20 protein-coding genes and 1 pseudogene are annotated in these 26,131 nt (G+C 47.1%); 15 read left to right on the forward strand and 6 right to left on the reverse strand.

The genetic code is table 11. The annotated features are described in order from the left end of the window. Nucleotides 1-108: 108 nt before the first annotated feature. The gene (locus AC5JL3_RS00970) at nucleotides 109-1,353 is read left to right on the forward strand and encodes a cysteine desulfurase-like protein (RefSeq protein WP_496072705.1); all 1,245 of its coding nucleotides are present in this window, start codon (nucleotides 109-111) and stop codon (nucleotides 1,351-1,353) included. 302 nt (nucleotides 1,354-1,655) lie between these two features. On the opposite strand, the gene AC5JL3_RS00975 is transcribed toward AC5JL3_RS00970, so the two are convergent. The 3 genes from AC5JL3_RS00975 to AC5JL3_RS00985 form a co-directional block, all read right to left on the reverse strand. Further along, entirely contained in the window at nucleotides 1,656-2,375 is a 720-nt protein-coding gene (locus AC5JL3_RS00975; RefSeq protein ID WP_496072706.1) for a pentapeptide repeat-containing protein, read from the reverse strand. Between the two features lie 10 nt (nucleotides 2,376-2,385). Next, the gene (locus AC5JL3_RS00980; RefSeq protein ID WP_496072707.1) at nucleotides 2,386-3,789 is read right to left on the reverse strand and encodes a DICT sensory domain-containing protein; all 1,404 of its coding nucleotides are present in this window, start codon (nucleotides 3,787-3,789) and stop codon (nucleotides 2,386-2,388) included. Between the two features lie 106 nt (nucleotides 3,790-3,895). After that, nucleotides 3,896-5,467 (reverse strand): photosystem II high light acclimation radical SAM protein, encoded by a 1,572-nt coding sequence (locus AC5JL3_RS00985; RefSeq protein ID WP_496072708.1) that lies wholly within the window; start codon nucleotides 5,465-5,467, stop codon nucleotides 3,896-3,898. A 534-nt stretch (nucleotides 5,468-6,001) separates the two neighbouring features. Between AC5JL3_RS00985 and AC5JL3_RS00990 the strand changes: the two genes are divergently transcribed. The 5 genes and pseudogenes from AC5JL3_RS00990 (at nucleotide 6,002) to AC5JL3_RS01010 (ending at nucleotide 9,665) form a co-directional block, all read left to right on the forward strand. Next, nucleotides 6,002-6,394 (forward strand): DUF1830 domain-containing protein, encoded by a 393-nt coding sequence (locus AC5JL3_RS00990; RefSeq protein WP_496072709.1) that lies wholly within the window; start codon nucleotides 6,002-6,004, stop codon nucleotides 6,392-6,394. Between the two features lie 113 nt (nucleotides 6,395-6,507). After that, on the forward strand, nucleotides 6,508-6,945 hold the full coding sequence (locus tag AC5JL3_RS00995) for a DUF4079 domain-containing protein (RefSeq protein WP_496072710.1): 438 nt from the start codon (nucleotides 6,508-6,510) through the stop codon (nucleotides 6,943-6,945). 239 nt (nucleotides 6,946-7,184) lie between these two features. Further along, nucleotides 7,185-7,541: a hypothetical protein gene (locus AC5JL3_RS01000; RefSeq protein WP_496072711.1), complete on the forward strand. Its 357-nt coding sequence runs from the start codon at nucleotides 7,185-7,187 to the stop codon at nucleotides 7,539-7,541. A 90-nt stretch (nucleotides 7,542-7,631) separates the two neighbouring features. After that, nucleotides 7,632-8,690 (forward strand): annotated as a pseudogene (gene thiO, locus AC5JL3_RS01005) (glycine oxidase ThiO); the annotation flags it as partial. 144 nt (nucleotides 8,691-8,834) lie between these two features. Then, nucleotides 8,835-9,665: a thiazole synthase gene (locus AC5JL3_RS01010; RefSeq protein WP_496072742.1), complete on the forward strand. Its 831-nt coding sequence runs from the start codon at nucleotides 8,835-8,837 to the stop codon at nucleotides 9,663-9,665. A gap of 158 nt (nucleotides 9,666-9,823) precedes the next feature. Here AC5JL3_RS01010 and AC5JL3_RS01015 read toward each other — a convergent pair whose 3' ends face one another. Beyond that, nucleotides 9,824-10,015: a hypothetical protein gene (locus AC5JL3_RS01015; protein WP_496072712.1), complete on the reverse strand. Its 192-nt coding sequence runs from the start codon at nucleotides 10,013-10,015 to the stop codon at nucleotides 9,824-9,826. A gap of 158 nt (nucleotides 10,016-10,173) precedes the next feature. On the opposite strand from AC5JL3_RS01015, the gene AC5JL3_RS01020 reads away from it, so the two are divergent. The 3 genes from AC5JL3_RS01020 to AC5JL3_RS01030 all read left to right on the forward strand — a co-directional run bounded on the left by AC5JL3_RS01020 (nucleotide 10,174) and on the right by AC5JL3_RS01030 (nucleotide 11,427). Next, nucleotides 10,174-10,374 carry a helix-turn-helix transcriptional regulator gene (locus AC5JL3_RS01020; RefSeq protein ID WP_192219419.1) on the forward strand — a complete coding sequence of 67 codons (201 nt, stop codon included), beginning with the start codon at nucleotides 10,174-10,176 and terminating at the stop codon, nucleotides 10,372-10,374. A gap of 184 nt (nucleotides 10,375-10,558) precedes the next feature. Continuing rightward, complete coding sequence (locus tag AC5JL3_RS01025; RefSeq protein ID WP_496072713.1) at nucleotides 10,559-10,726, forward strand: hypothetical protein; 168 nt, start codon at nucleotides 10,559-10,561, stop codon at nucleotides 10,724-10,726. 14 nt (nucleotides 10,727-10,740) lie between these two features. After that, nucleotides 10,741-11,427, forward strand: coding sequence for a hypothetical protein (locus AC5JL3_RS01030; RefSeq protein WP_496072714.1), 687 nt, complete (start codon nucleotides 10,741-10,743; stop codon nucleotides 11,425-11,427). A 145-nt stretch (nucleotides 11,428-11,572) separates the two neighbouring features. Here AC5JL3_RS01030 and AC5JL3_RS01035 read toward each other — a convergent pair whose 3' ends face one another. Next, entirely contained in the window at nucleotides 11,573-11,956 is a 384-nt protein-coding gene (locus tag AC5JL3_RS01035) for a response regulator transcription factor (protein ID WP_496072715.1), read from the reverse strand. 141 nt (nucleotides 11,957-12,097) lie between these two features. After that, nucleotides 12,098-14,224: a DNA helicase RecQ gene (recQ, locus tag AC5JL3_RS01040; RefSeq protein ID WP_496072716.1), complete on the reverse strand. Its 2,127-nt coding sequence runs from the start codon at nucleotides 14,222-14,224 to the stop codon at nucleotides 12,098-12,100. A 439-nt stretch (nucleotides 14,225-14,663) separates the two neighbouring features. Between recQ and AC5JL3_RS01045 the strand changes: the two genes are divergently transcribed. The 6 genes from AC5JL3_RS01045 (at nucleotide 14,664) to AC5JL3_RS01070 (ending at nucleotide 25,972) form a co-directional block, all read left to right on the forward strand. After that, nucleotides 14,664-15,575 carry a hypothetical protein gene (locus AC5JL3_RS01045; protein ID WP_496072717.1) on the forward strand — a complete coding sequence of 304 codons (912 nt, stop codon included), beginning with the start codon at nucleotides 14,664-14,666 and terminating at the stop codon, nucleotides 15,573-15,575. Further along, nucleotides 15,572-19,597, forward strand: coding sequence for a TonB-dependent receptor (locus AC5JL3_RS01050; protein ID WP_496072718.1), 4,026 nt, complete (start codon nucleotides 15,572-15,574; stop codon nucleotides 19,595-19,597). Before AC5JL3_RS01045 ends, AC5JL3_RS01050 begins: the two co-directional genes overlap by 4 nt. Next, nucleotides 19,524-21,878, forward strand: a complete 2,355-nt coding sequence (locus AC5JL3_RS01055; RefSeq protein WP_496072719.1) for an OmpA family protein — start codon at nucleotides 19,524-19,526, stop codon at nucleotides 21,876-21,878. The genes AC5JL3_RS01050 and AC5JL3_RS01055 overlap by 74 nt, the downstream gene beginning before the upstream one ends. 80 nt (nucleotides 21,879-21,958) lie before the next feature. Further along, nucleotides 21,959-24,361 (forward strand): hypothetical protein, encoded by a 2,403-nt coding sequence (locus tag AC5JL3_RS01060; protein WP_496072720.1) that lies wholly within the window; start codon nucleotides 21,959-21,961, stop codon nucleotides 24,359-24,361. A gap of 67 nt (nucleotides 24,362-24,428) precedes the next feature. Continuing rightward, nucleotides 24,429-25,316: a mechanosensitive ion channel family protein gene (locus AC5JL3_RS01065; protein WP_496072721.1), complete on the forward strand. Its 888-nt coding sequence runs from the start codon at nucleotides 24,429-24,431 to the stop codon at nucleotides 25,314-25,316. A gap of 50 nt (nucleotides 25,317-25,366) precedes the next feature. Then, a complete protein-coding gene (locus tag AC5JL3_RS01070) occupies nucleotides 25,367-25,972 on the forward strand; it encodes a pseudouridine synthase (RefSeq protein WP_496072722.1) in 606 nt (201 codons plus the stop codon). The last annotated feature ends 159 nt before the right edge of the window (nucleotides 25,973-26,131 follow it).

Consider the following 26,131-nt stretch of genomic DNA (forward strand, 5'->3'; position numbering starts at 1 on the left):
AGTATAAGCAATCGCTCACAATCAAGCATCAGGAAAAAGCGATCGCCTAATGTAAACTTCCAGAAGTGAATTCACTCCCAAGCCTCAAACTATCCGCACTGGAAAATCATGACTGATCAAACATCTCTCCCAATTGACTTTGTCCGTCAACAGTTTCCCTCTCTTGCTGGCGATTGGACATTTTTTGATAATGCTGGCGGTTCACAAACGCTCAAGCAGGTGGTAGAGCGAATTAGCGAATATTTACTAACCTCTGATGTGCAATTGGGCGCTTCTTATGCTGTCTCACAATTAGCAGGCGATCGCGTTGCAAAAGCTGCCCAAGCAATGGCAACCTTGATTAATGCGAAATCAGCCTCAGAAGTAGTGATGGGTTCATCAACTACGTTGCTGTTGCGGATTCTTTCCCTATGCCTTAGCCAAACTTGGAATCCAGGTGATGAGGTGATTGTCACTAACTGTGACCATGAGGCAAATATTGGTGCTTGGGTTGACCTGGAAAAACAGGGAATCAAGATTAAAGTGTGGCGAATTAATCCTGACACATTGAAGCTACACCTAGAGGATTTAGAGCCATTACTATGCGATCGCACTCGTCTTGTGGCCTTCACTCATACCTCTAATGTCTTAGGAACGATAAATCCGGTTAAAGATATTACCGAATTTGTCCACAGACATGGAGCAATGGTCTGTATTGATGGTGTTGGTTATGCACCTCATCGCTTGGTGGATGTCCAAGATCTAGATGTGGATTTCTATGTATTTAGCTTCTACAAAGTTTATGGTTCGCACTACGCCTTACTTTATGGCAAGCAAGAGCATTTACTGGCAATGCCTGGGATAAACCATTACTTTATTGGTCAGAGTGATATCCCCTACAAGTTTCAACCAGGAAATGTCAATTTTGAGTTGAGTTATGGGATGTTAGGTTTGTGTGATTATTTGAGTGAACTGGCAGAAGTTTCCTCTGGTGAGCAGATGGCTCCAGATTTGAGAAGCCAGATGGTGCAAGCCTTTGAGTTGATGAGTACTCATGAGGATGTAATAGGCGATCGCCTCCTCAAATACCTCACTAGTAAATCTAATGTTCGGATAATTGGTCAACCCCAAGCCAATCGCCATTCACGAGTTCCAACTATCTCTTTTGTTGTCGATGGAATGAACAGCGGAACTATTCCACTGCAAATTGACAAGCATAATATTGGGATTCGCTTTGGTGACTTTTACGCCAAGCGATTGATTGAAGATTTGGGGTTAGATAAGCAAGGCGGAGTGGTGCGAGTCAGTATGGTGCATTACAACACTATTGAGGAAGTTGATCGACTGATAGAAGCTCTTGAGACAGTGTTGTGATTTACGAGTGCGATCGCTTTTTGTATTTGATGGGGAAAATGCGATCGTGTAAGCTTATGGACTTTGAACCAGAGGGGCAATCCCTTCTCAAGACTATGCTGAATAGAGGTTCTATATTTGTAGAGATCTTCCGGCGGAACGTCTTAAGACGAGCCTGACACTTAAATAAACCTTGTAGGGGCACAAGCCTTACGCCCTTTAAAATTTCAGTTTTAACCAACAGGTCTAAGAGGCGTATACCATACGCCCCTACCACAAAATCATCCCGTGATTGTGCAACAACTTAATGTGCGATGCCCAGTTTATTCTGGTATTTCTTTTGTCGAAGTATGCTCAAACTCAGCAATTTGTAAGGGGATTTTAACAAGCTGCGGTGGTGGAATTACGGCTGATAGAGATGTGCCAACTAGACAAACTCCAGTTAAATTGGCTCCATCCAGATTCACACCCTCTAACTCCGCACAGAGGAGACTTGCTCTTGTTAAATTTGCACCGGACAGGTTTGCCCCACGTAAGTCTGCCTCCTCAAAATTAACTTCGCTCAAGCTAGCGCCTTGTAAATCCGCTTGCGATAAATCTGCGCCTTTGAGATTAGCACCATTCAGATTCGCCCCTCGCAAATCTGCCCCTCGTAGGTCAACGCCCTGCAAGTCAACACCCATCAAATTTGCGCCACTCAAAAACGCCCCTGTAAAAGACGAGCGAGTAAGCTTTGCCCCCATTAAATTAGCGCCTCGGAGGTTGCTACCTCGCAAATCAGCCCCGGTTAAGTCAGCTTGCATCAAGTTGGCTCCCAGGAAATTTGCGCGTAAGTCCGCTGACACTAGTTTGGCACCAACGAGGTTCGCACCATCTAGCCGTGCGCCATTGAGGTTGGAACCTGAAAAATTTGTTCCTATCAATGTCGCACCCGCAAGATTAATCCGTTCTAGTTGGCTACCAGAAAGGTCTTCGTCTTCTAAATCGGCTCCTGGCAGTTGCTTGAGTTTTCCTGCCCGAATTGCATCTATCTCCATCACCATTTCTTGTTGCCTATGCTTTTATGCTAGAAACACCTAACAATTCTTCTTCCACAGGGTGAGAGCCTAGCAACCACATCCCTGCTGCAATCTTTGGTTGATGCGTCTGGAAGCTCATACCTTGTTGCATCCCCATCACTAACAAAGTGAGGGTTTCTACCAATTTAGGGTCAAATGCCTCACCGGAGAGTGCCTGACATTCAGCCAAAGCTCTGGACATCGCTTCTTCCCGGCTCAGGGTTGGCTTATCCTCCTCTTCCTGCAACGTCTGTACCTGCCTGACACGCCACTGAAAATCTGTCACTAACCCTAAAATTCTTGACTCTAAAGGAATGGCATCATAAGCTATCGCTGCCGGGATACCAGTGCCATTCCACTTCTCGGTTTGGTGAGTCAGGATTTGGGCGATCGCACGTAGCTGTGGCATTGCTCGTAGTGCCTGCACCCCCGGCATTAGAGGGCAACAGGGAGCTTCTTCCTGAGAATGAACCGCCGTCACCAACGAAGAACCCAACCCGTGCAGCAAACCCGCAAGACGCAGACGCTTGAGCTGCCAAGCGGGTAAATCCAACAACTGCCCCATTGCCTCTGAGATTGCTGCCACCTCGGCTGCCGCCATTGGGTTGGTTGCATCGGCTTGGTCGATTAGCTGCGCCATGCGTAAGAATGCCTGCATCTCATTAGAAAGCAGGTTGTCATCCAAAGCTTGTTCTTGAATCGGTGAGCCAAGCAGTGCGGTTTCTTCAAGGTGAGATAAATCTTCATGACTGTGTTGGAGATAATCCACCACACGCGACACGACAACGCTGATGTCATCTCGCGACCTAGTCCCAAAGGTAGCCGTAATCTTCTCGACTTGTGTTTTTAGGGTTTGTTGTAACTGTGGGTCGTACTCCCCAATATGAGCGATCGCAAGTTCCACTGTCTCCCGTACCAAGTCCGGCTCAAATGTCCAAAAACCGTAGAACTTGCGCTCTGGGTCATTTTCCGGCAGCCCTTTTTCACCATAATCCGATGCTGACAACTCTTGACATAACACCATTGCTGTGTAGGTCTCAGAGAGAATCATCAGGTGCCACTCTTGCGCTACTGGGTCTGTTGGTTCCAGACTTACAAGAGCAACATTTGACTTTTGGCTAGTTGGATGTTCCGCAAAACCAGCATCAGGGGCAGCCATAATTGCTATCTGAGCTGACTTATCGGCTAAGTCTCCATAACGTTCCGCTTCTTGCAGATACCACTTACCCCGCTGGAAAGCTGTAATCACAATCGGCGGACTATCCGACTCCAGGATGAAGTCTTCTAAGGCATGGCACAGAGCAACCAAAGTGTTCTTGAAATATACACCAAAGTTTAGAGGTCGTTTACCTCCTCGATGGGCTGCTTCTAGTTTTTGTAAAATCGAACCTTCCAGCATGGCGAGAGTTTTATTAAATGAACTGCGAAGACGCTAAGTAAAGAGTGTTAAAGGACGTTGCTTTCTCAAAAATTGTATCGGTAACCACAAGAAGTTGCCTATTGTATTAACCCGCTGTGACGAGTTGTTTCTTCTTGGGTTCGACGGGAGCAACGAGTGCTTCTTCCAATTCAGCACAACCCAGTCTTTCTTCAAGAATTTTCATGACTTCACGTCCAAAGTCATTCGGGTTTTGGCGCCAAGCTTGTAAGCAAACTTCACCGAAGAAGGAACCCAACGGTTCTGGATTCCACATCAGTTTCTTCACCGTCCAAGGCTTCAGGTTCATCGGGTCATAGTTCCGATTGAGGATATTGTTCTCAAAGGCATACTCTTCTAAGTGAGTGTGCGGTTGCAAACCGATGAAGAAAATCGCGGGTTCGACTTTATCTGCACCAAAGATTCGTTCTAACTCCCGGTGATAAGCAATCGTCTGACGAATTGTTTCCGGTCGCTCGTCTATTACATTAAAGGAGTAGTTGACCGAAACCAGGTCATTAAAGCCAGCCGCTTTTAGGTCACGACAGTTTTCTAACACTGTACGCAGGTTGTAACCCATCCGCATCTTCCGCACTAGTTCCTGAGAGCCACTGGTGATGCCAATTTCAAAGTAATTCATCCCGGTTTTCACCATAAGGTCGCATAATTCCGGCGTGAGATTGTCGGCACGGATGTAAGCTGCCCAATGGATGTCAGTCATGCCAGAGTCGAGAATTTTCTGCAACAGCTCAATGGCATCGTCGATGAACTTCCGCGCTGGGATGAACTGAGCATCGGTGAACCAGAAGTTCCGAATTCCCCGATCATAGAGTTGGCGCATTTCCGCCACGACTTCATCAGCGGGGTTAATCCGAACTTGCTTGCCTTCTACAACTGTATAGATGCAGTAACAGCAATTGTGTGGACAACCGCGCTTGGTTTGCACACCTATATAGAAGTCTTGGTCTTGCAGGTAGTATTGAAACTCAGGCCAGATGCTTGGGATGTAGTCGTAGTTGCAGGCGCTTTTTTCAATGGGAGTGGGCCATTCGTGTATCATGCGATCGCGTGGCTTTGTTTCACCTACCACGTAACAGCGCTCATCCCGAAACTCTTGACCCCTGAGAATTTTTTCAAGAAGTGTTTCCCCTTCGCCAACAGAAATAATCGTTCCGGCTGGCAACTCTTTCCCTAGCTGCTCATAGAAAACACTCACTGCACCACCACCGACAACAGCACGAACCTCTGAGTTATAGTTTTGAGCGCGTTTAAGCCCTCTTGCAATCAACCCCCGATTACGCCAAAGTTCTGCATAGTAGGAAATGGCTAGACGCAGCAGCCCAAAAGCCCCTCGGAACTTTAAGAAGGGATTCCAGGCATAGAAGAACTCGAAAGCATTTTGCAGGGGATTACCTCCTCTACCGCCGACTGGGGCATAGATTTGGATGTCGCGCCAGGAAAATACCAGTAGGGTGGGTTGAAACTCGTCCACACAGGCATCCAGGGCAGACGCAAAATCTAGAGGAGGCACAGTTCCCAAGTCAAAGATGCGCTGCTCAACCTCTGGAAACAGTTTGTGAACATGATCGGCTAGATAGACAACGCCAATCGGAAAGATTGGATTACAGGGAAGGCGTACATAGAGGATTTTTTGTTGCATTGTTAATTTCAGGTGGAAGCTGTTCTTTCTTAGATCAATTGCTTACTCAGAATTAAAAATTTAGGGAAGTTTTACCTCATATTGCTTTATCCGACATGCCTCGGAAGGCTTAGATAGACTAAGCCAACACTTATCCGCTGGTGGATTAGGGTCGCCTCTATAAAGCCCCAGCCTCAACCGTGAAGTTACTGACACGAATTCTGAAAGCCTTATTCATATAACTTAACTTTAACAAGATTAACGACTTCTCTCAACTGTGTGGTATTTTTCTTGAGGAAGTAAATATCTTCAGAAATTAAGTCAGGCGCTTGCTAAGCTAGCAAACGCGAGAAAACCTGAGTATTTTTACTTAAAATTGCTAAGTTTTGGTTAAAAACACAAATAAGCGGCAAAATCAAGTATTTTCCCAGTCTAATGTTCTAGACGTGACTGGGTAGAAAAACTGATTGGTAGTCGCGTTTACAGCCAGTGGGGATCGCAGGTGCTAACTTGAATGATGTAATAACAAGTTTTAGAGTAAGCACATAGGCAATCATGGCTCAAATTCTTGATCCCGTACCACCAGATAACCAAAATCACCTCTTATGCTGCTATGTGAATGCGACTAGTCATATTCAAATTGCCCGAATCTCGAATATTCCCAACTGGTATTTTGAGCGTGTGGTTTTTCCAGGGCAACGCTTAGTGTTTGAAGCCATGGCCCAAGCGCTGTTGGAAATTCATACAGGCATGATGGCAAGTGCAATTCTCTCAGATACTATACCGTGCGATCGCTTATGTGTGGAGGATAGTGGGAATTCTGCTTCAAAGGCTGAGTCACTCCCAAAGTCAGCAGCCGAGGCTAATGTCACTAAACCTAGCATAGGAACAGTTAGCAGCAAAATTCGATTGACCACAGAATCTTTAACCTTGGCTACCCTTGGCTAGCTCATTTTCATCCTTTCTTTACATAAAGAGTCTGGTTGAGGTTGTCACGTTTTGGCAGCCTCTTGTTTTTATGATGGGAGGTAAGAGTCTCTAGTATTTTTGGAAATTAAAGAGTGAATCTGCCTTCTTTTATCTGGCTATGGAAGATAGCCGCCTGGTCAATGGGCTTATCGCTCTTGGCTTACTTGATTCTGGCTGTTACTGGAATTAACCTCTTCTCTAGACGAAACAATGAGCATCCACAACCCAATTGGCTGCGTACAGCCCATTACACCACGGGTTGGGTGATGGTAGCTCTAGTTTTGCTTCTTCTTGCGATCGGTATTGTCGGTACCCTTGGGCATTTTGGTAGTTTGGGGCACTCTGGACACTTGATTGCTGGCTGCTCTGTTGTCGTTTTAGTATTACTTTCAGCCGCTAGTTCCACCCAAATTAGTCCGAGTCAGCCTTGGGCGCGTGCTGTTCATGTCGGGACAAATATAGTACTGCTTGTAGGGTTTACTTGGGTTTCACTTACAGGTTGGCAGGTTGTGCAGAAGTACTTACCCTGACACCATTGGTATCTATCCTGAAAGCCTTATAGCTCTGGAAGATAAGAAATATTTCTTTCATTAGAAAGAGCGAAATTACCAGAGTCTTAGGGACAATAATTGAGTAAGCTTGAGTTAAAATTGCGAGGCAAACACTTAATTAGCATTCATTACCAGAACAAAAGCTAAAAATGCTTGTAGATTAGTTCTGAGTAATTTTTGAAAGTAACGAACGCGAAATTCTTGGCCTTAACTAGAGTATGAGCAAATTTCTTGGAATAATTCTTACAGTAGTTGGAGTTGCCGCTCTGGTGGGAGCAGCGATTGGCTGGCGCTTTCCCTTCATCGGTCAGAGTCGCAGTTCAAATCAGCTAGAAACGGTTCAAGATGCTCCGACTGCTGGACAACCTGCAACCCGCACACGAGTACAACCAGCGAACCAGCCAACGCGAGTACAACCAGCTAATCAGCCAACGACAACAGCGCAAGCGCAAAACAACCAAAGAACTGTCCAAGCTCCTGCCCAGACAACTGTCCCAACAATTGACCCAGAGGGAACGGCAGGAACTGGTACAGGGCAAACCAATCCCAGTGAACCCATTCGTGCCCTGTGGTAAACTATGCCTCTTGAGTTGTTAGTTTCTAGGTTTGAGATAGTAACTAACAAGGATACGGACGTGTGAGCAAGCACGTCTAATTTTTTTCAAATGAACGCAGCAAGTGACATTCTCATCATCGGTGGTGGCGTTATTGGTTTGGCGATCGCACTCGAACTGAAGTTACGCGGCGCAACCGTAACTGTCGTTAGCCGCGACTTCAAGCAAGCCTCTACTCTAGCTGCTGCGGGGATGCTGGCACCTCAGGCAGAAGAACTGTCCGAAGGCCCAATGTTGGACTTATGCCTGTGGTCACGCTCTTTGTATCCTGAATGGATTCGTAAACTTGAGCAACTGACAGGTGTTGCAACAGGTTATTGGCCTTGCGGGATTTTGGCTCCAGTGTATGAGGTAAGAGGTAAGCGACAAGAGGCAAGAGGCGATCTGCGCTACGCAGCAGCGCTTCGCGATCGCATAGACGTTGCCGACTGGCTAGATAGAGATTCAATTAATTTGTATCAGCCCGGATTAGGTGCAGAAGTCGTTGGCGGTTGGTGGTATCCCGAAGATGCTCAAGTCGATAACCGGGCAATGGCGAAAGCGTTACGGCTTGCGGTGCAGGAATTGGGTGTCGATATCCGAGAAGGGGTTGAAGTCGAGGCATTTGAGCAACACAATCGGCAAGTTCGTGGTGTCAGAACCTCAGCAGGGGAATTGCAAGCCGATCATTATGTCCTAGCAACAGGGGCTTGGTCAAATGAATTATTGCCCGTGCCAGTACGCCCAAAAAAAGGTCAGATGTTGTCTTTACAAGCACCTGAAGGCAATAATCAGCCTTTACCCCTACAACGAGTACTCTATGGTTCTGACATTTATCTAGTACCGCGACGAGATGGGCGAATCCTAATCGGCGCAACGAATGAAGATGTTGGTTGGATACCTCACAACACCCCAGCTGGGATTCACACCCTCCTAGGGGAAGCGATTCGACTTTATCCAAAATTGCAGGATTGGCAAATTCAGGAATGTTGGTGGGGATTTCGACCTGCAACACCCGATGAATTACCTATCCTTGGCAGTAGTTCCTTAGAGAACCTTACTCTGGCAACAGGTCACTACCGCAATGGCATTCTCCTGGCACCAGTGACTGCCCTGTTACTGGCAGACTTGATTAGTGAGCAAAAGTCTGACCCAATCCTTGCTCATTTTCGCTACGACAGGTTTTACACTAAATCTGCCCCAGCTAAGACTAGTCCGATGATTTTTTCGAGCCACTCTAACCTAACTCCGGTGCCAAACCCTAATTCCTCCTCACTGGTTGCTTCTCAAGCGGCAACTCTTACTGAACACTACCCAACTGACCAGTTAACGATTGCTGGTCGTACCTTTCGCTCTCGCTTGATGACGGGTACAGGCAAGTATGGCAGCCTTGAACAGATGCAGCAAAGTATTGCCGCAAGCGGTAGCGAGATTGTGACGGTGGCAGTACGTCGGGTACAAACCAAAGCACCAGGACATGAAGGGTTAGCAGAGGCGCTGGATTGGACAAAAGTGTGGATGCTACCCAATACCGCAGGCTGTAAAACTGCAGAGGAAGCGGTGCGGGTAGCGCGGTTGGGTCGCGAAATGGCGAAGTTATTAGGGCAAGAGGACAATAACTTTGTCAAGTTGGAAGTGATTCCTGATGCCAAGTATTTGTTACCCGACCCCATTGGCACCCTACAAGCGGCAGAGCAATTGGTGAAAGAAGGGTTTGCTGTGTTGCCTTATATTAATGCTGACCCCTTATTAGCTAAGCGCCTGGAAGAGGTTGGGTGTGTCACAGTGATGCCTCTAGGTTCACCGATTGGTTCGGGACAAGGGATAAAGAATGCGGCAAACATCCAAATCATTATTGAAGAAGCCGGTGTACCCGTGGTGGTGGATGCTGGAATTGGTGCGCCCAGCGAGGCGGCGTATTCAATGGAGTTGGGTGCAGATGCTTTATTAATTAATAGTGCGATCGCATTGGCTCAAAACCCAGTCGCGATGGGTAGGGCAATGGGTATGGCAACGGAAGCAGGACGCCTTGCTTATTTGGCAGGTCGCATTCCGGTAAAAACCTATGCCAGCGCCAGTTCTCCGCTTAGTGGCACGATTAACTAAGGTGACAGGTTTTAGATGTTAGGTGGTAGGGGTTTACAGGTATGCCTTGCTCTTCCAAATCTCTTCAAAACCCTGATCTTTGCGACAGCGCCATTGCTTTTCTCCTAAAACCTACCACCTACCACCTACGACCTAACACCTTGATAGGGCTAGGTGCGCTAAGCCTGATGTTTGGCTGATAATTCAGGGTTGAACATCACCTCAAATTTAGCATTAGGCATTAGGCGACGAATGACCCGTAAATGACCGTCTGCATCAGAACGAGAGCGGTATTGAGCTACAGTGATTTGTTGTAGGTTGGGCAGCAAGCGAACAAGTACCCAAGGGTGAAGGCGTTCTTTGTAAGGCATAATTAACTTGTCTCCATTGCAATTGGAGCCAGAGCCAGTGCTAAAAGGTTGGTAGCCGGGATGCACTGGCTTTCTGACCTGGTAAAACCATGACTTTATATTAGGCTAATAGCTTAATTAAGTCAAGTTGGTTAAGCTAATTTGGGGATAAGACAAGAATGGCTAGTTTGGGAGAAAAGCTCAAACAACGACGAGAATCGCTGAATGTAACGCAGCGGCAAATTGCTAATGAATTGGACGTGACTGTGACGACTGTGCAAAATTGGGAAGCTGGCAGACATATCCCAAAGCTAACTCCAACACAGATGAAAGCATTGTGCGATCTTCTGCATTTCACACTAGAGGATTTGGCAGACTGAGCGATACATGAAACCACTAGTCTAAGCGAGAAGATGCGATCGCCTGTTGAAGTTGCACAGGAAAGCGATCTCAGCTTTGAGATTGTAATTGGTGGGGTGCGATTTCTTGTTGAGATAGGTTATCAAAAGAATGAGAGGGGACTACTTCTCTGTTGAGCGGACATAAACAACAAGGCGAACCACTATGGACTTTATTGATGAAGTTAGAGCTTTAGCTGCAAAAACCACTGGATTGCTAGAGCATATTAAGACTGAAGCTGCTGTTAGAACGGCTCTAGTTGAGCCTTTTATTAGAGCATTGGAATTGCTATTGCTACTAATGGGATTATCTATCGGTTCTATGCTGATTTAGAAAAGAACCATATTATGGATAAAACACCATTTCTGGAACTTGATATGCTCAATTTCCAAGAGTCGTTAGTTGAGGAGCTTAAGAAGTTAACTAAATCAGCTTTTGACATTGACGGAATGGTGACATCAGCGAATGAACTCAAGTTTGTTGGTGGTATATTGAATCTACTTACACAGCAGATAACGTCTACTGATGAAGAATTTGCTGAGTATTTCTTCCGTAAGCTTTGCCCAGACAAAAGTTTTAGAGGTGGGATAAGGCAGCAGTTTGCTACTTTTACACAAAAAGCACTTAAGCAGTTTGTCAGAGAACAGATAAAAAGCCTGTTGGATGCTTCAGTAGTTGGAAATAGTAGTTCTGTTAACTCTAGCTCTGTCAGTACAGTAGAACAAGTAGATTCTGACAATGACAGCAATGTAACCAATTCAGAGTCTTCTAAACAGATTGTTACTACAGAGGAGGAGCTTGAGGGGTTCTACATCGTCAAGTCTATTCTCCGAGAGAGCATTGACCCAAATCGCATCTTTTACAGAGATGTCCTCTCTTATTGTGGTATTTTGCTTGATGACAATAAGAATAAAACTATCTGCCGACTCTACTTCAACAATTCACAGAGTAAAAAACTAGCACTTTTCGATCAGGGTGAAGATGGGAAGCAGGAAGAACTGAAGGCAACTGTTACTTACTACAACAAAAAATAGCTGCCGTGTATTCTTATAAATTGGCTAGGAGATAGTAACTTAAAGAGCGATCGCACTTGTTGAAAATTCAATTTTGAGAATTAAATCGTAGCGATCGCTTTGCTGACTTCCTAATGCCAGTTACTCTTTCATAAGCGAGAACCTATTATGAATCAAACCGTCTGAAACGAGCTGCGATCGCATTAAATAATTCCTTTCGGTTATATGGTTTAGTCAGATAATCATCTGCGCCTAATTCCATTCCTAACCGCATATCTTCTTTAGATACTTTTGCACTCAGAAAAATAAAAGGAGTCTTTGCTGTATTTTGGTTAGCACGTATAGCGGTTATCACGTTATAACCCGTTACGCCTGCCATTGTGACATCACAAATGACAAGATCGGGTTTTTCTTTCAAAGCTATTTCTATTCCTAGTCTCCCACCAGAAGCAACAAGAACTTCATACTCTTCTGAGAGCAGTTCTTCCAGGTTCTCTCTGATATCTGCTTCGTCTTCGATTACTAAGATTTTTCTCTTAATTTGGTTCATAAACTTAATAAAATTTCTAGCACCCTCTGGAGAAAACGTTCAAATCCATTTCACACAGAGTAGACTTACTTGGAACTACAGTTTTAATTTTAATCCTCATGACGGCTTATCTCGGAATTACTGATGAGGCTGTCGTGTCATCTAGTTTTCCCGCCGCCACCAAGCACGTACCAACCGAATATCTTCGTAACTATAACTTTCTCCCAAGTGTTCGCGAAGGCTTTTGAGCGACTCAGCACCGACAGTTTGAATAGCTTGGATGATCGGCTGTTGCAATTCTGGGGATACCAGTCGGTTTAAATCGACTGGCTGCTTCATCTCAAGTAGTTCACCGAGATGGTTGATGATCGTACTAGCGCTATAGCCACGTTGTTGAGCAATTTCTTCAATGCTCAAACCCTGTTGGTGGAATTGCAGCGTCACCATATGAGTACTGGAAGGGAGGGGGACTGGTGGTTTCTGTTCCTGGCAAAAGGCGCGAATTTCTGAGAGAAATTTGTCACCGTATTGAGTGAGTTTGTGTGTACCGACACCAGAAATTTCTGCAAAATCCTCCAAGGTTTGGGGCTGCTGCTGTGCCATCAGCTTGAGGCTGGAATCTGCAAAGACGACGTAAGGCGGAACTGATTGGGCATCAGCTAGCTGTTTACGCAGCTTTCGCAGTCGTTCAAAAAGAATTTCTACTTCAGCACCTCTGGGGTTAATATCAGCTAATGCCTTCGCTACGGGTGTCTCAGTCACCGCAATATAAACCAAACGCTGGCTTCGCAGGATTTCCCAACTGAGTTTGTTGAGCTTCAGGATTCGGTATCCATCAGTTGTTTCGTCTACTAAGCCTTGATGTAAAAGCGATCGCCCTAGCATTTTCCACGCTTCTACACTTCTATCCTTGCCAATCCCATAGGTAGACAGCAAGTGATGCCCATTCTGCTCGATCTTCTGCTTCCTAGAACCCCGCAGCACATCAATAATATGAGTCATCCCAAACCGTTCCCGACAACGCGCCACACAGGAAAGAAATTTTTGCGCCTCAATTGTCCAGTCTTCTACAGGTTTAGGAGAACGACAATTATCACAGTTACCGCAATTCCCTGGAAACCGTTCGCCAAAGTAGCGTAGCTGAATCGTGCGGCGACAGTCTGTTCCTTCTGCATAGTCAAGTACCTGACGCAGTTGTTGACGGGCGACTCGTTGCTCTTTCGGATCGGGTTTTTGATCGATGAGATAGTCAATCGTGCGGATATCGCCAGCACCGAAGAATAGGGTGCAGTCGGCTGGTTCTCCATCACGCCCCGCTCGTCCTGATTCCTGATAATAACTCTCCAGGTTGCGGGGTAAGTCGTAGTGGATGACGAAGCGTACATCGAGTTTATTGATACCCATACCAAAGGCAACCGTCGCTACCATTACCTGAACATCATCCCGGATGAAGCTAGTTTGGTTGGCTAGTCTCGCCTCATCAGTCATTCCTGCATGGTAGGACAGAGTAGGAATGCCATCTTGCTGTAGTCGGAAGGCAATTTCATCGACTTTGCGACGGCTGAGGCAGTAGATAATGCCTGAACCTTTATGAGAGCGGATTTTCTTTAAGAGTTGGTTGTAGCTTTGTCGCTCTTTGGGTTGTACTTCATAGTAAAGGTTCGGGCGATTGAAGCTAGCAATGTGAATTCCAGGTTGCTTAAGCGCCAGTTGTTGGATGATGTCATGACGCACGCGCCCGGTGGCGGTGGCGGTGAGGGCGAGAAGAGGAATATCTGGGTAACGTTGGCGCAGTTGCTTCATCTGCCGATATTCTGGGCGAAAGTCGTGTCCCCACTCGGATACACAGTGCGCTTCATCAATGGCAAAAGCGGAAATCCCAATTTGCGATCGCACTTTATCGAGAAATGGCAGAAATTTCTCTCCTAGTAGACGTTCTGGCGCAACATAGAGTAACTTAATCTTGCCGTTGAGTATGTCTGCTTCACGCGATCGCACCGCTTCCCAGTTCAGACTACTATTAAGAAACGTTGCACCAATGCCATTATCTTGCAACGCCGCCACTTGGTCTTGCATCAGAGCAATGAGCGGTGATACCACTACCGTTAAGCCAGGTTTTAGTAATGCTGGTAGTTGAAAACATAGAGACTTCCCTCCACCTGTGGGCATAATAATCAGCAAGTCCCGTTGGGCAATTGCTTCTTCAACAATCTGTCGCTGCCCTAGACGGAAGGTATCATAACCAAAGAAATGTTTGAGAGCTTCCTCCAGAGAGTCAAACTGTGGCATAGTTAATAGCCTTTGCACTGATGATGGAATCATTTTAGAACCCACATTTTGTCGCTTCAATTGATTGTTGAGGTTCTGTCTTACTGTTCTATTTTGAGCAAAAGATTTTCATCCAAGGCTTGTGTACATAGCAGAATTACTTAATTTTCCTTAATCAGTAAGATCGGGATTTCTAAAAAAAGCAATGATTGTCGCATAGCCTTTTGCTACCGTCAAGGATTTAGGTTACAGCATTGTCTTTTCTTATATAAGCAGTTAGATTCCTTATTTTTTTTTACACAGATAGTTTATTTCTGTGATTTAAGTGGGTATGCTAATATCTCAGTTTCCGCATCAGGGAATCTACGGAAAAAGTTTATCAGTGCCATAACAACAGAGCTAAGCTACAAGCTTTTTCATAAGTATCTAGAACCCAGATTGCCAAGGTGTCTACCTTCTGATGAAATTCCCAACTCAGCGGTTGGGGAGCTACAGACTGCTCCTCACTGTCCTACTGCCTGCTTTCTTCGTGAATGGTGCATTGCCGATTGCGGCGGCTGAAATCAAAAATACAGCTTCAGCATCAGGTGATAATGTCCCAACTGTTAATTCCAACGAAACTACCGTAACCGCTGGTCAAGCAATTCTAGAATTAATCAAAACCGCAGACCGTGCGGCGGCTGAACCTGGTGACACGGTGGTTTACCGCCTCGCCCTGAAAAATACCGGAGTAGGTCCAGCGACCAACATCTCCATTACAGACACATTGCCACTGGGATTGCAGTTTTTGCCAGAGTCACTGCAAGGCTCTCTCACCACCGAGTTTGGCACTACACCAGTCAACTTACCTCCGGCTGTAACATCAAACCGGACAGTAACCTTTACCTATCCGAGTCTGTCCCCTGAACAGACGTTGAACATAGTCTATGCCGCCGTCGTGACACCGGATGCTATCCGAGGCGACGGCAGAAATGTTGCACAGGAGAGTCGAAGTAACATCGCCAGCTATCAGCTGCGGATTGAACAAGGCATCCTCTCCGACTGCGGCACGTTAGTAGGACGAGTCTTTGTTGATAAAAACTTTGACGGACAACAGCAGCCAGGAGAGCCTGGAGTCCCCAATGCTGTGATCTACATGGATGATGGCAATCGCATCACCACCGACCCGAACGGATTGTTCTCCTTAGCGAACGTTATCTCTGGTCATCGCACCGGAACGCTGGATTTGAGCAGCCTACCCGGATACAGTCTAGCTCCCAACCTCTACTTCATTGAAGGCAATAGTCAATCGCGCTTGGTGCGACTCGAACCAGGAGGAATGGCTCGAATGAATTTTGCTGTGACGCCAGCCTATGGTCAGGAGGAGCAGTGAACAATTCTCAAAATAAGGTGAAAGGCATTACTAGTTATCGACTATTAGTCGTGGCTAGCAGGACAAAGGAGAAGTGGCTTTCCTCCGTCACGCTTGGTTTACTGACAACTGTGTTAGGGATGGTAGGAATTCTCCCAACCGCTAAAGCTGATGAACTGCCGGAATTATTAAACCCAGAATTGAGTAACGAGGAATCCCTAAACGTTGCAGATGGGGAGATGGGGAGATGGGGAAATGGGGAGAGAGGTTTTTCTAGCTTCTTGGTTAGTGAACAGCACCTAGAATCTAATCTCTCGACTGTAACGCCTGACGTAGATGGAACTGAGGAAACAAAGGAGAGTACCATCCCCTTAACTGTGCCCAAGAGTCAAGGCGTAGAGGAAGCAGGATTGTCTACCGATTCGGCGCAAATCCCAGAAACTCCACCTCCTCTTGATACGGTTCCAAAGCTAGAAGAGGCAGACTCGACGGAACCGCAACCAGTGGTGGCTAACCCAAGTCCTGATAGTGCTGAGGGATTGCCAGATACTCCAGCCGAAACAGTATCTCAGAACGACGCTCCACTAGCTGAGCCAGCAGCGACTTTAGCTCCTAATGAGGTACGCATCCTCACACCCCAACAAGGAGTCACCTCATCACGCTCGACGAATCTAGTTGTTCAGTACAACGCAGATGCCCAAATCCAAGTCAACGTCAACGAAGACCCCATCGACCCCTCGATAATCACCCAGCAGGAGCGGGATGAGGTTCAAAACATCATTACCCAAGTTTGGTACAACATCCCCTTGGAAGAGGGAGAAAATACACTGACGGTTCAAGCAGGGGACGGGACACCTAGTAGCGTTCAGTTAACGGTTGAAGAGAAAACCGTTCAAATCGAAGTTGCTCCAGTTGGCGACCCCCGTGTACCTGCTGATGGTCGCTCGACTATCAGTTTGCAAGGGCGAATTACAGATGAGAATGGTCAACTAATCACTAAGGACACTGTTGTTACCCTGACGGCAAGTGCTGGTGAGTTTGTTGGTGCTGATGAGGATAAAGACCAACTGGGATTCCAGGTTACGGCAAGAGAAGGCTTATTTACTGCCCAGTTGCAATCAGGTTTGGAAGCTCAGAAAGTCCGGATACGAGCGGCTGTGGAAGATTTGAAGCAGGAAAGAGAGGAAGTTCGCCAATCTCTAATCCCGATCACATCACCCTTTGAGGCTTATACCCAGATCGAGTTTGTTACTAATCTCCGACCCTCACTGGTTTCTGGCGTTGTTAACTTACGGATTGGTGCTTCTGGAACTGACTTTTGGGGAAGCCGACGCGATTTCTTGAACCCAGACCTAATTGATGAGGGAACTGAGGTTGATTTAGATGGGGCTGTTTTTGCGACAGGTCGGATTGGGGAATGGTTGTTTACAGGTGCCTATAATAGCGATCGCCCTCTCAATGAAACTTGTGATGGCATCACCCGTTTATTCCGGGGGCCACAATTTTGTGAGCAACAATATCCGGTTTATGGTGATAGCTCCACAGTTGATTACCTGACTCCCTCCACCGATAGCGTGTACCTCCGCTTCGAGCGCACGTCTCCTGTGTTTGGCGCAGAACCGGACTATGTGATGTGGGGAGACTACAACACCCAAGAATTTACTAGGAATTCCCAGCTATTTACCGCAACAACTAGGCAACTGCACGGCTTCAAAGGGAATTACAACCTAGGCAATCTGCAAATCACTGCCCTCTACAGCCCAGATATTGACGGGTTCCAGCGAGACACCATTGCTCCCAACGGCACCAGTGGCTATTACTTCCTCTCCAGACGGTTGCTCATAGAAGGTAGTGAAACGATTTTTCTTGAAAAGGAAGAAATCAATCGTCCTGGAACCGTAATTGAGCGCAAACCGCTCTATCGCGGTACCGATTACGAAATTGATTATGACCGAGGCACCATTTTGTTCAGGCGTCCGGTTCTGGCAACAGAAACCGTTTTCTTTGATGCCGATACAGGTGGCGTAACTGAGGGAGCAACCTTGCTAGTGCAGCGGGTTGTTGTCACTTACCAATATGACAACGCTGGTGGAGATGATACGAATCTCTATGCAGGACGGTTGCAGTACAACTTCTCTCAAGACTTCGACTCCGAAAGCTGGCTTGCTGCGACTTACTTACGAGAAGATCAGGGCGATCGCGATTTTGAGCTATATGGAGCTGATTTCTTGGTGTCGTTGGGTACCAATAGTCGGCTGATTGGTGAATATGCTCACTCTAGTAACAACTCCCTCTTCCTGGGCAATGTCACGGGTTCAGCGTATCGCTTTGAACTGTTGGCGAATATTATCCCAAGTCTGACAGGTCGAGCGTATTATCGCTCCGTGGAAGAAGGCTTTGTCAATAATGCAACGACGAGCTTTACACCCGGACAAACAAGATATGGGGCGGCGCTGTCCTATCAACTCGGTTCTACCACCAGCTTTCAGGCTGGGTATGACTACGAAGAAAACTTTGGCATTGCCCCAGAAGTCCGCACCGACTTCTTTGACCTATTTAACCCCGGTGTTGAAGCCGCACCTGGTGAACCTGTCAACAACTCTCTAACAACCATCCGTGCTGGTATCCAACAAGAAATTGGGGAAGCTACTCTCGGTGTTGATTATGTCAATCGCTCCCGTGACGACCGGATCGACGATGTTTTTGATAGTGATGCCAGCCAAATCGTTTCCTACCTTGGTCTTCCCTTAACTGAATCTCTTACCTTCCGTGCCCAGAACGAACTCAACATTGGGGATAGCGACCCCCTTTACCCCGATCGCACAACGTTTGGACTGGATTGGGGTGTCTATCCCGGCGTTACGGTACGACTAGCACATCAGTTCTTTGATGGCGGATTGCTCGGTAGTGACTCACTCACCAGCCTTGACACCATCCTGGAACACCGCTTAGGCGAAAACACCGATATTACGGGTCGATACTCGATTATTAGCGGTTTTAATGGCGTTACGGGTCAAGGGGCTGTCGGGTTAAATCATCGTTGGGTTGTCTCCCCTGGATTGAGGGTAAACCTGGGTTACGAACACACGTTCAGCAATACTAATATCTCCACAGCCGCAGGAGAACGCTTTGCTCAACCTTATGCCGTTGGTCAAACGGCTGCCTCTTTAGCACTTCTCGGTGGTGATGTCTATAGAGTTGGGATTGAATACAGCGATAACCCCGGCTTCCAAGCCTCGGCTAACTTTGAGCATCGTACTGGTTCGGGTAACAACAACACCGTTTTCTCCCTCGCCGCAGCAGGTAAACTGACCCCAGCTTTAACGATTCTTGGACGTTATGAGCAAGCAAACTTTGCCAACCAGCTATTAGAGGGACTGGGAGATACGGCAACACTCCGCTTGGGGCTAGCATACCGTAACCCAAATAGCGATCGCTGGAATGCTCTCTTGCGCTACGAGTATCGGAGAAATCCCTCAACAATTCCTGAAGCGTTGTTAATTGACAGTGGTACTGACTCCACCGAACACCTATTTGCCGCTGAAGCTATCTATGCCCCCAATTGGCGCTGGGAATTTTACGGCAAAGGAGCAATGCGGATTAGTACGACCGATTTAGCCGATAATTTCGAGAATTCTTCCAGCGTTTTCCTCTCCCAGCTACGGGCATCGTACCGCTTAGGGTATCGGATGGATTTAGCGGTTGAGGGACGCTGGATTGGACAGTCCTCACCCACGTACAACGAATTTGGGGTGGCAGTGGAAACTGGCTATTACCTAACGCCAGATTTACGCCTCGCCGTTGGCTATAGCTTTGGTAGTGTCGATGACCGAGATTTTAGTGGCTATCGTTCCGAAGGTGGGCCCTACTTCGGTTTGACCTTTAAGGTTAATGAACTCTTTGGTGGGTTTGGGCGGCAAAGAGTAACACCACCTCAAGAGCAGGAATCGCGTGTGGAACCTGTTGCTAGTGAATCCCCCGCCACGCCTAGTGCCGTCAATCCTACAAGCCTCGGTCAAGGGAGTGAAAGAGAGAGTCAGTAAAAGAGAGGGGAATAGCCTCAAGGGATGGTTCCTGCAATTTTTCCCTCACCTCCTCTTTTTTTTCTTCAGCGAATCGTTACTGGTGGAACGCAAGCCGTTTAAACTTTCAATGAATCACACAGGTACAAAACTAGAGACTGGGGATGCTCTCAAGAGTAGACAAACGAGAGTAGACCTTTTGCACACATATAGAAGTCCTCTTATCGTCTTTTTCCTCCTTAGCCTCTTCGCCTTTCCTACAAAAGCTACGGCTCAAGCGACTAATCAGGTTGTCGTTGTCAACAGTAATCAGGATGGAGCGATTCAACCAGATGAGGCATTAACTTTACGAGAGGCAATTGAGATTGTCAATGGTCAGCTAAGTATTGAGCAACTAAGCGAAGCTGAAAGAGCCCAGATTGCACCCTCACAAGCCAATACACCCTCACGGATTGAGTTTAATTTACCGCCTGAACAAACGACCATCCGCCTCCAGGAAATGTTACCTGACCTGGAAAGACCGGGATTAGTCGTTGATGGCACCACACAACCTGGCTATGATGCCACCCGCTCAGCCACTGCTGAAATTGCGATTCCGATACCTGTAGTCGCCATTACGCCAGCACCTGAGCAGGAGATTTTACGGGGTTTAACGATTGTTGGCGATCGCATTACAGTTCGGGGTTTAAGTGTGTATGGTTTCAAAGAACTGCGTGGAGCAACACTAAGCACACCACCTGCCGATATTTTCATCGCTCACCCTTCCCCGCCACCAAACATCTCACGACAGCAACCCTCAAATAATACTCCTCCATTCTCCTCAGATGAGATTCCCCCTAAGAATGTTGTGATTGAGGAAAACTGGTTGGGTATTCCCCCAGATGAATCAATGCCAGAGCAGCCATCGGCGTTTGGTGTGTCAGTCTTTAACGCCGATGGGACGACAATCCGACGCAATCGCATCAGTAACCACGAAGGCAGTGGCATTATTACCTCGGTTCAAGCAAACAATCTGCTAGTGACTGAAAACATCATCGTTGGCAATGGCATTGCTGGGATGCCTGATGCGATTCGCCTAGAAGGAGTCATCACTGACTCACAGATTACCGGGAATTTGATTTGTGGCAACGATGGCAGTGGAGTGTATTTGTTTAAACCTGAAGGGTCAACCCAAATTCGGGATAACCAAATCACATTCAACGGTAGACGCCTGCGTAGGGCGGCTGTTTACTTGATGGGAGATAATCACCAAGTCACTGGCAACCAAATTCGCAATCAATCGGGACCAGGTGTTGTAATTACGGCTTATCCCAAGAGTGATGGCAACGTGATTGAGGCGAATCGCTTTGCTGGACTGGAAGGGCTAAGCATTGACCTCAACACGCAGCAGAACGTTGAGCCGATTCATTTTCAACGTGGGGATGGCCCCAATCCTCTACGCAATTCACCCAATCGACGCAAGGAAACCGGAAACTCGGCAATTAATGCCCCCCAGTTTCTCAGTTCACAGTTCTATGTCCTAAACTCTCAGGTCGAACTTTTGGGTAAGGCTGACCCAGGTTCAAGCATTGAACTCTATCGAGTCAGTGAAAATACGGAGATTAGCCATGGGCCATTAAGTGAGCCGATCGCAACAGCTACGACCGATGCCACAGGGGAGTTTCGCGCTAGTCTCAATAATTTACAACCTGGGGATATAGTAAGTGCGATCGCAACTCATCCCCAATACGGTACCTCTGAACCTGCGCTCAATGCCTTAGTCCAATCTCCAACAGCTACCGTCACCCCCAATTCAGACGCACCAACCCCAGTGACACCCCAATGCACAACTCGACCCGCACCTCCTGCCCCCCCGCAAGCCCAAACGCCAGAAGAACCCCCAACACCCATAACACTTCGGGTGCCAAGAATTATCCACTTTGCGCTCGACCAAGCGACGATTAGCTCTGCCAGCGCGGCTGTTCTTGACCAAATTGCCGACGTACTGCGTACCTATCCCTTCCTCACCCTTGAGATCGAGGGTCACACTGACCCCCGTGCCACTAACGCCTACAACCAAGAATTGGGGAACCGCAGGGCATTAGCTGCGCGAAATTACCTCTTAAGCCAAGGAATTGCACCAGAACGGATGACGATTCGCTCCTTTGGGGAAACACAGCGTCGCACAACTGGGGCTGAGATTTTGGATTACGCACGCGATCGCAGAGCCGAGTTCATCTTCCAAGACACCAGAGGATTAGAAATCATCTTTGAAGAGCAAGAAACAGACCTGCAACCAGAATCCAGGGGAGGCACTAGGTAATGGTCAAACCTTCCCATCAATCTAAGCTACAGACTTGCTTGGGTGTGCATTCTTCTAGTCATTCAATTTCTTTAGCATCCATGTTTCCAATCTTAGATAAGCAAGCTGTGAGAAAACCTTGGCAACTCTTTACTCATCTCAATTCTTCCCAGCGCCTTGGCTGGCTGACTAGCACAGTGCTTCTGCTACTAGCGATCAGTGGTTCCCCAGTCGCCGCTCAAACAACTCTGGTTGAAGAGGAATTTGATGACAACACTACCTTTGGTTGGTCAGTTGATGTAGCTAACCCAAACACACCCCCTCCTTGTTTAACAGCAGGAGACGCATTTACTCCGGATGGTTCAATTGGAGCCTGTAATCCTGCACAACCGGATGTACAGGGAGAAGGAGCGCTGAGAATCACGACAAATAACTTCGGGCAATCAGCCTTTGCTTTCTACGACTTCACTATTCCTTCAGGCTCCGGTTTAGTAATTACCTTCGACTACTTCTCATACGGTGGTACCGAAATTGGCAATCCTCCCAGTACAGCAGATGGAGTCACCTTTTTCTTATTCAGTGGCGAAACCACTAATCCTCAGCCTGGTGCTTTTGGTGGTTCGCTTGGCTACGCTCAACGAACTGGAGGAGGCAATCCTCCTGGTTTGACCAATGGGTATGTTGGTGTCGGACTAGATGAGTATGGCAACTTTGCCAATGATGGCGAGGGACGTGGTGCAGGCTGTCAGAATCCGTCTCCCTTTGGAACAGGAGACACTAGAGTCCTTGATTCTGTAACTCTCAGGGGTTCGGGTAATGGAAATACTGGATATTGCTATCTCGAAAATTCCGATGTTCTACCTCAGGGCATTGACGTTCCTGATGCGCTCAATCGCGAGGTAGCACAACGAAGGGTCAGGATTACGCTGACTGAGGATAATAGGATATCAGTCGAGCTAGACTTTACAGGGACGGGAAACAACTTCCAACAAGTTCTTGACCCAATCAACTTGAACGATCCAGCACGCGGTCAAGCTCCTTTGCCCAGCTCGTTCAAGTTTGGTTTTGCGAGTTCAACTGGAGATGCAACGAACATTCATGAAATCCGGAACCTCAGAATTACAACGGTCACGGAGGCTCCAGAGCCTGACTTGGAGATTACCAAAAGTCACGCTGGTAATTTTGTCGCTGGGGAAACTGGTGAATACACTTTGACCGTGAGGAACGTCGGTAATAATCAAACCTATGGTCCCACTACGGTTACAGACACTCTCCCTCCCGGCTTCAGCTTTGAATCATTTAGTGGTGATGGCTGGAACTGCTCGGAAAACCCACCGGGAACGGTGACTTGTGTCTATTCTCCTGAGACAGACAACCCAGCAATCCAGGTCGGTGAGAGCCGTTCAGTTGTGATCAACGTTAATGTGACTTCTACGCCTGGTGAGTACATCAATACTGCAACCGTTTCGACATCAGCCGATAATAACCCAAGCAACGATATAGCAGAAGACGCAACGACTGTCACGGATGTCTTGACGGCGAGTAAAGAGGGAACACTCGACGATGCTAATAACAATGAAGCCGCAGACCCTGGAGAAGCAATTACCTACACAGTAACCATTTCTAACGTCAGTTCTGTCGCCTCTACAGGGACAAGCTTTACCGACCAAATCCCGGAGGGAACAACATATATTCCAGGTACAACAACACTGAATGGCACACCCGTAGATGATGCTCCTGGCGATACCATGCCGTTTTCTGGTGATGGCGCACTTGTTAACAGCGTTGGTGCGTACCCAGGAGAAATCGCTCCTGATGACACGGCTACAGTTCAGTTCCAGGTCAGCATTAATAATCCCCCAGGCGTAACCCAAATTGAAAACCAAGGTGCGGTAGCCAGTGACCAAGTTATCCTGCCTCCCCTATTGACCGAAGCCCCAGTGACAGGTGGTCCGGACATTATCCCGATTGGTCCGATTGATCCGGTTGGAGAAGTATCACCGCGTCTGCGTTTAGTGAAGCGGATAACGAGCGTGAATACAACCCCCTTCAACAACGTTGTTGATGATCCAGCGGATGTAAATGACAATCCAGGGATTTGGCCAACAACACTACAGCCAGTGGGACTAAGAGAATTAGACCCACAAACCCCTCTAGAAAGCGGAGACGAAGTTGAGTACACCATCTACTTCATCTCAGATGGCACCGAGGAGAGTCAAAACGTTAGGCTTTGTGACGCGATTCCCCTTGGGACAACATTTATCCCTGAAAGTTTTGGGTCAAGTAGTGGGATTTTATTAAATCAAGGGGGGACACAAGTTCCACAAACCAATGCACCAGATACTGACCAAGGAACATTTTCTTCTCCGCTGACCCCTGTAACGGCTCCTTGTCCTGATACCAATAACCCAAACGGCTCGGTACTCGTTCAATTTGTACCTTCTATTCCAAATACTCCTCCAAACAATGTCGGATTTGTTCGCTTCCGGGTCAGAATTGACTAAACTTTCTCTCGGTGCTGTCTAGATGACAGACCATACTAGGAGTTTAGACAAAATCTGTCCTTAAGTTGTGAAAGCTCTCATCGAAAAAATTCAAACAAGCTTACTGAATCTAATTGGTTCAGGTATCGAGGTTTTACCAGGAATTATTGTAGGATTGGTAATCCTCCTGTTGACCCGTTTGGGTGCTAACTTTATCGAGCGATTAACCACGAAAGTCGGCAAGCGGACTCTGCGTAGTCAATCGTTACAACTACTGCTGGCGAAGACGAGTTATGTTGCTGCGTGGGTCATTGGAATTTTAGCCGCAAGTGTGCTTGCTTTTCCAGGCTTGCGACTCGGTGACATTATTGCGGCATTGGGGTTGGGTTCTGTCGCAATTGGCTTTGCGTTTCAAGACATCTTCAAGAACTTCCTGGCAGGTGTACTGTTGCTATTGCAGGAACCGTTTCGGATTAATGATCAGGTGATTATTGAAGGGTATGAAGGTACAGTAGAGCAGATCAACATTCGTTGCACACAAATTCGTACCTATCAGGGAGAGCGCGTACTATTACCCAATTCAACCGTATTTACCACAGCGGTGCAAGTCAGGACGGCTTATGAGCATCGCCGAACAGATTTAGGGGTAGGTGTTGATTACAATACATCTCTACTTGAGGTTACCGAGCTTTTAGAACACACGATAATGGGTGTAGATGGAGTTGTGTCTACTCCTGCGCCGGAAATAGATTTGGTGAGTTTTGGCGATAGCTCGATCGATTTTGTCGTGCGGTACTGGACATTACCGCCGCAAAAACAGGTGCGCCAAGTCAAGACAAAAGCGATTATTGCGATCAAAAAAGCTTTTGATCAAGCAGAGATTAACATCCCTTACCCGATTCGCACACTTTATCTCTATGACCAGCAACGGTTTAATGATAATTCTCCTGTTTCAACGGATACTGAGTCCAATTGAAAGTCTCTCTATCTATAGGTAGACCATAGCGAAAGTTAGATTCAAACAATGTGTATAGATACTTGTTGTTCCATAAACCCTACGATATTTTAAGCCAGTTTACTGACAACGTCGGTAAAGTTCAGCAAGGCTGTGGCTCATTACTAAGCGATCGCGCTACACTCAAAGACTACATTCCAGTACCCTCAGTTTACCCAGTGGGACGCCTTGATAGGGATAGTGAAGGGCTAATGCTGTTGACGAACAATGGACGCTTACAGCATCGACTCTCAGATCGACGGTTTCGTCATCCTCGGACATACTGGGTACAGGTAGAACGTATTCCTGATGAAGCCGCCTTGAACCAGTTACGCGCGGGTATAGTAATTCAAAATTACTGTACACGACCTGCGTTGGTGCAACTATTCCCAACCCACCCCCCTCTACCGGAGCGCCAACCTCCGATACGCTTCCGTAAAACGGTGCCAACGGCTTGGTTGGAGATAACCTTAACGGAGGGACGGAACCGTCAGGTACGGAAGATGACAGCCGCTGTAGGGTTTCCTACATTGCGACTGGTGCGGATTGCCATCGCTCATCTGCGTTTAGACGGTTTGGAACCAGGACAGTGGCGTGATCTCACACCAGCAGAACTAGAACCTCTGCATCAGCTATGACAAACTAAATCCAGTACTACCACTGAGGGATTTTAGTTCCCCTCTACACTCATACACCCAGCAACCAACCCCAAAAGCTGCAACCTTCGATTCTGACGTGGCAAACTAGATGGCAGTTAGCTTATATACCAAAATTTAAAAATATTGACAGGAATTGAG

Source organism: Symplocastrum torsivum (genome assembly GCF_059505465.1).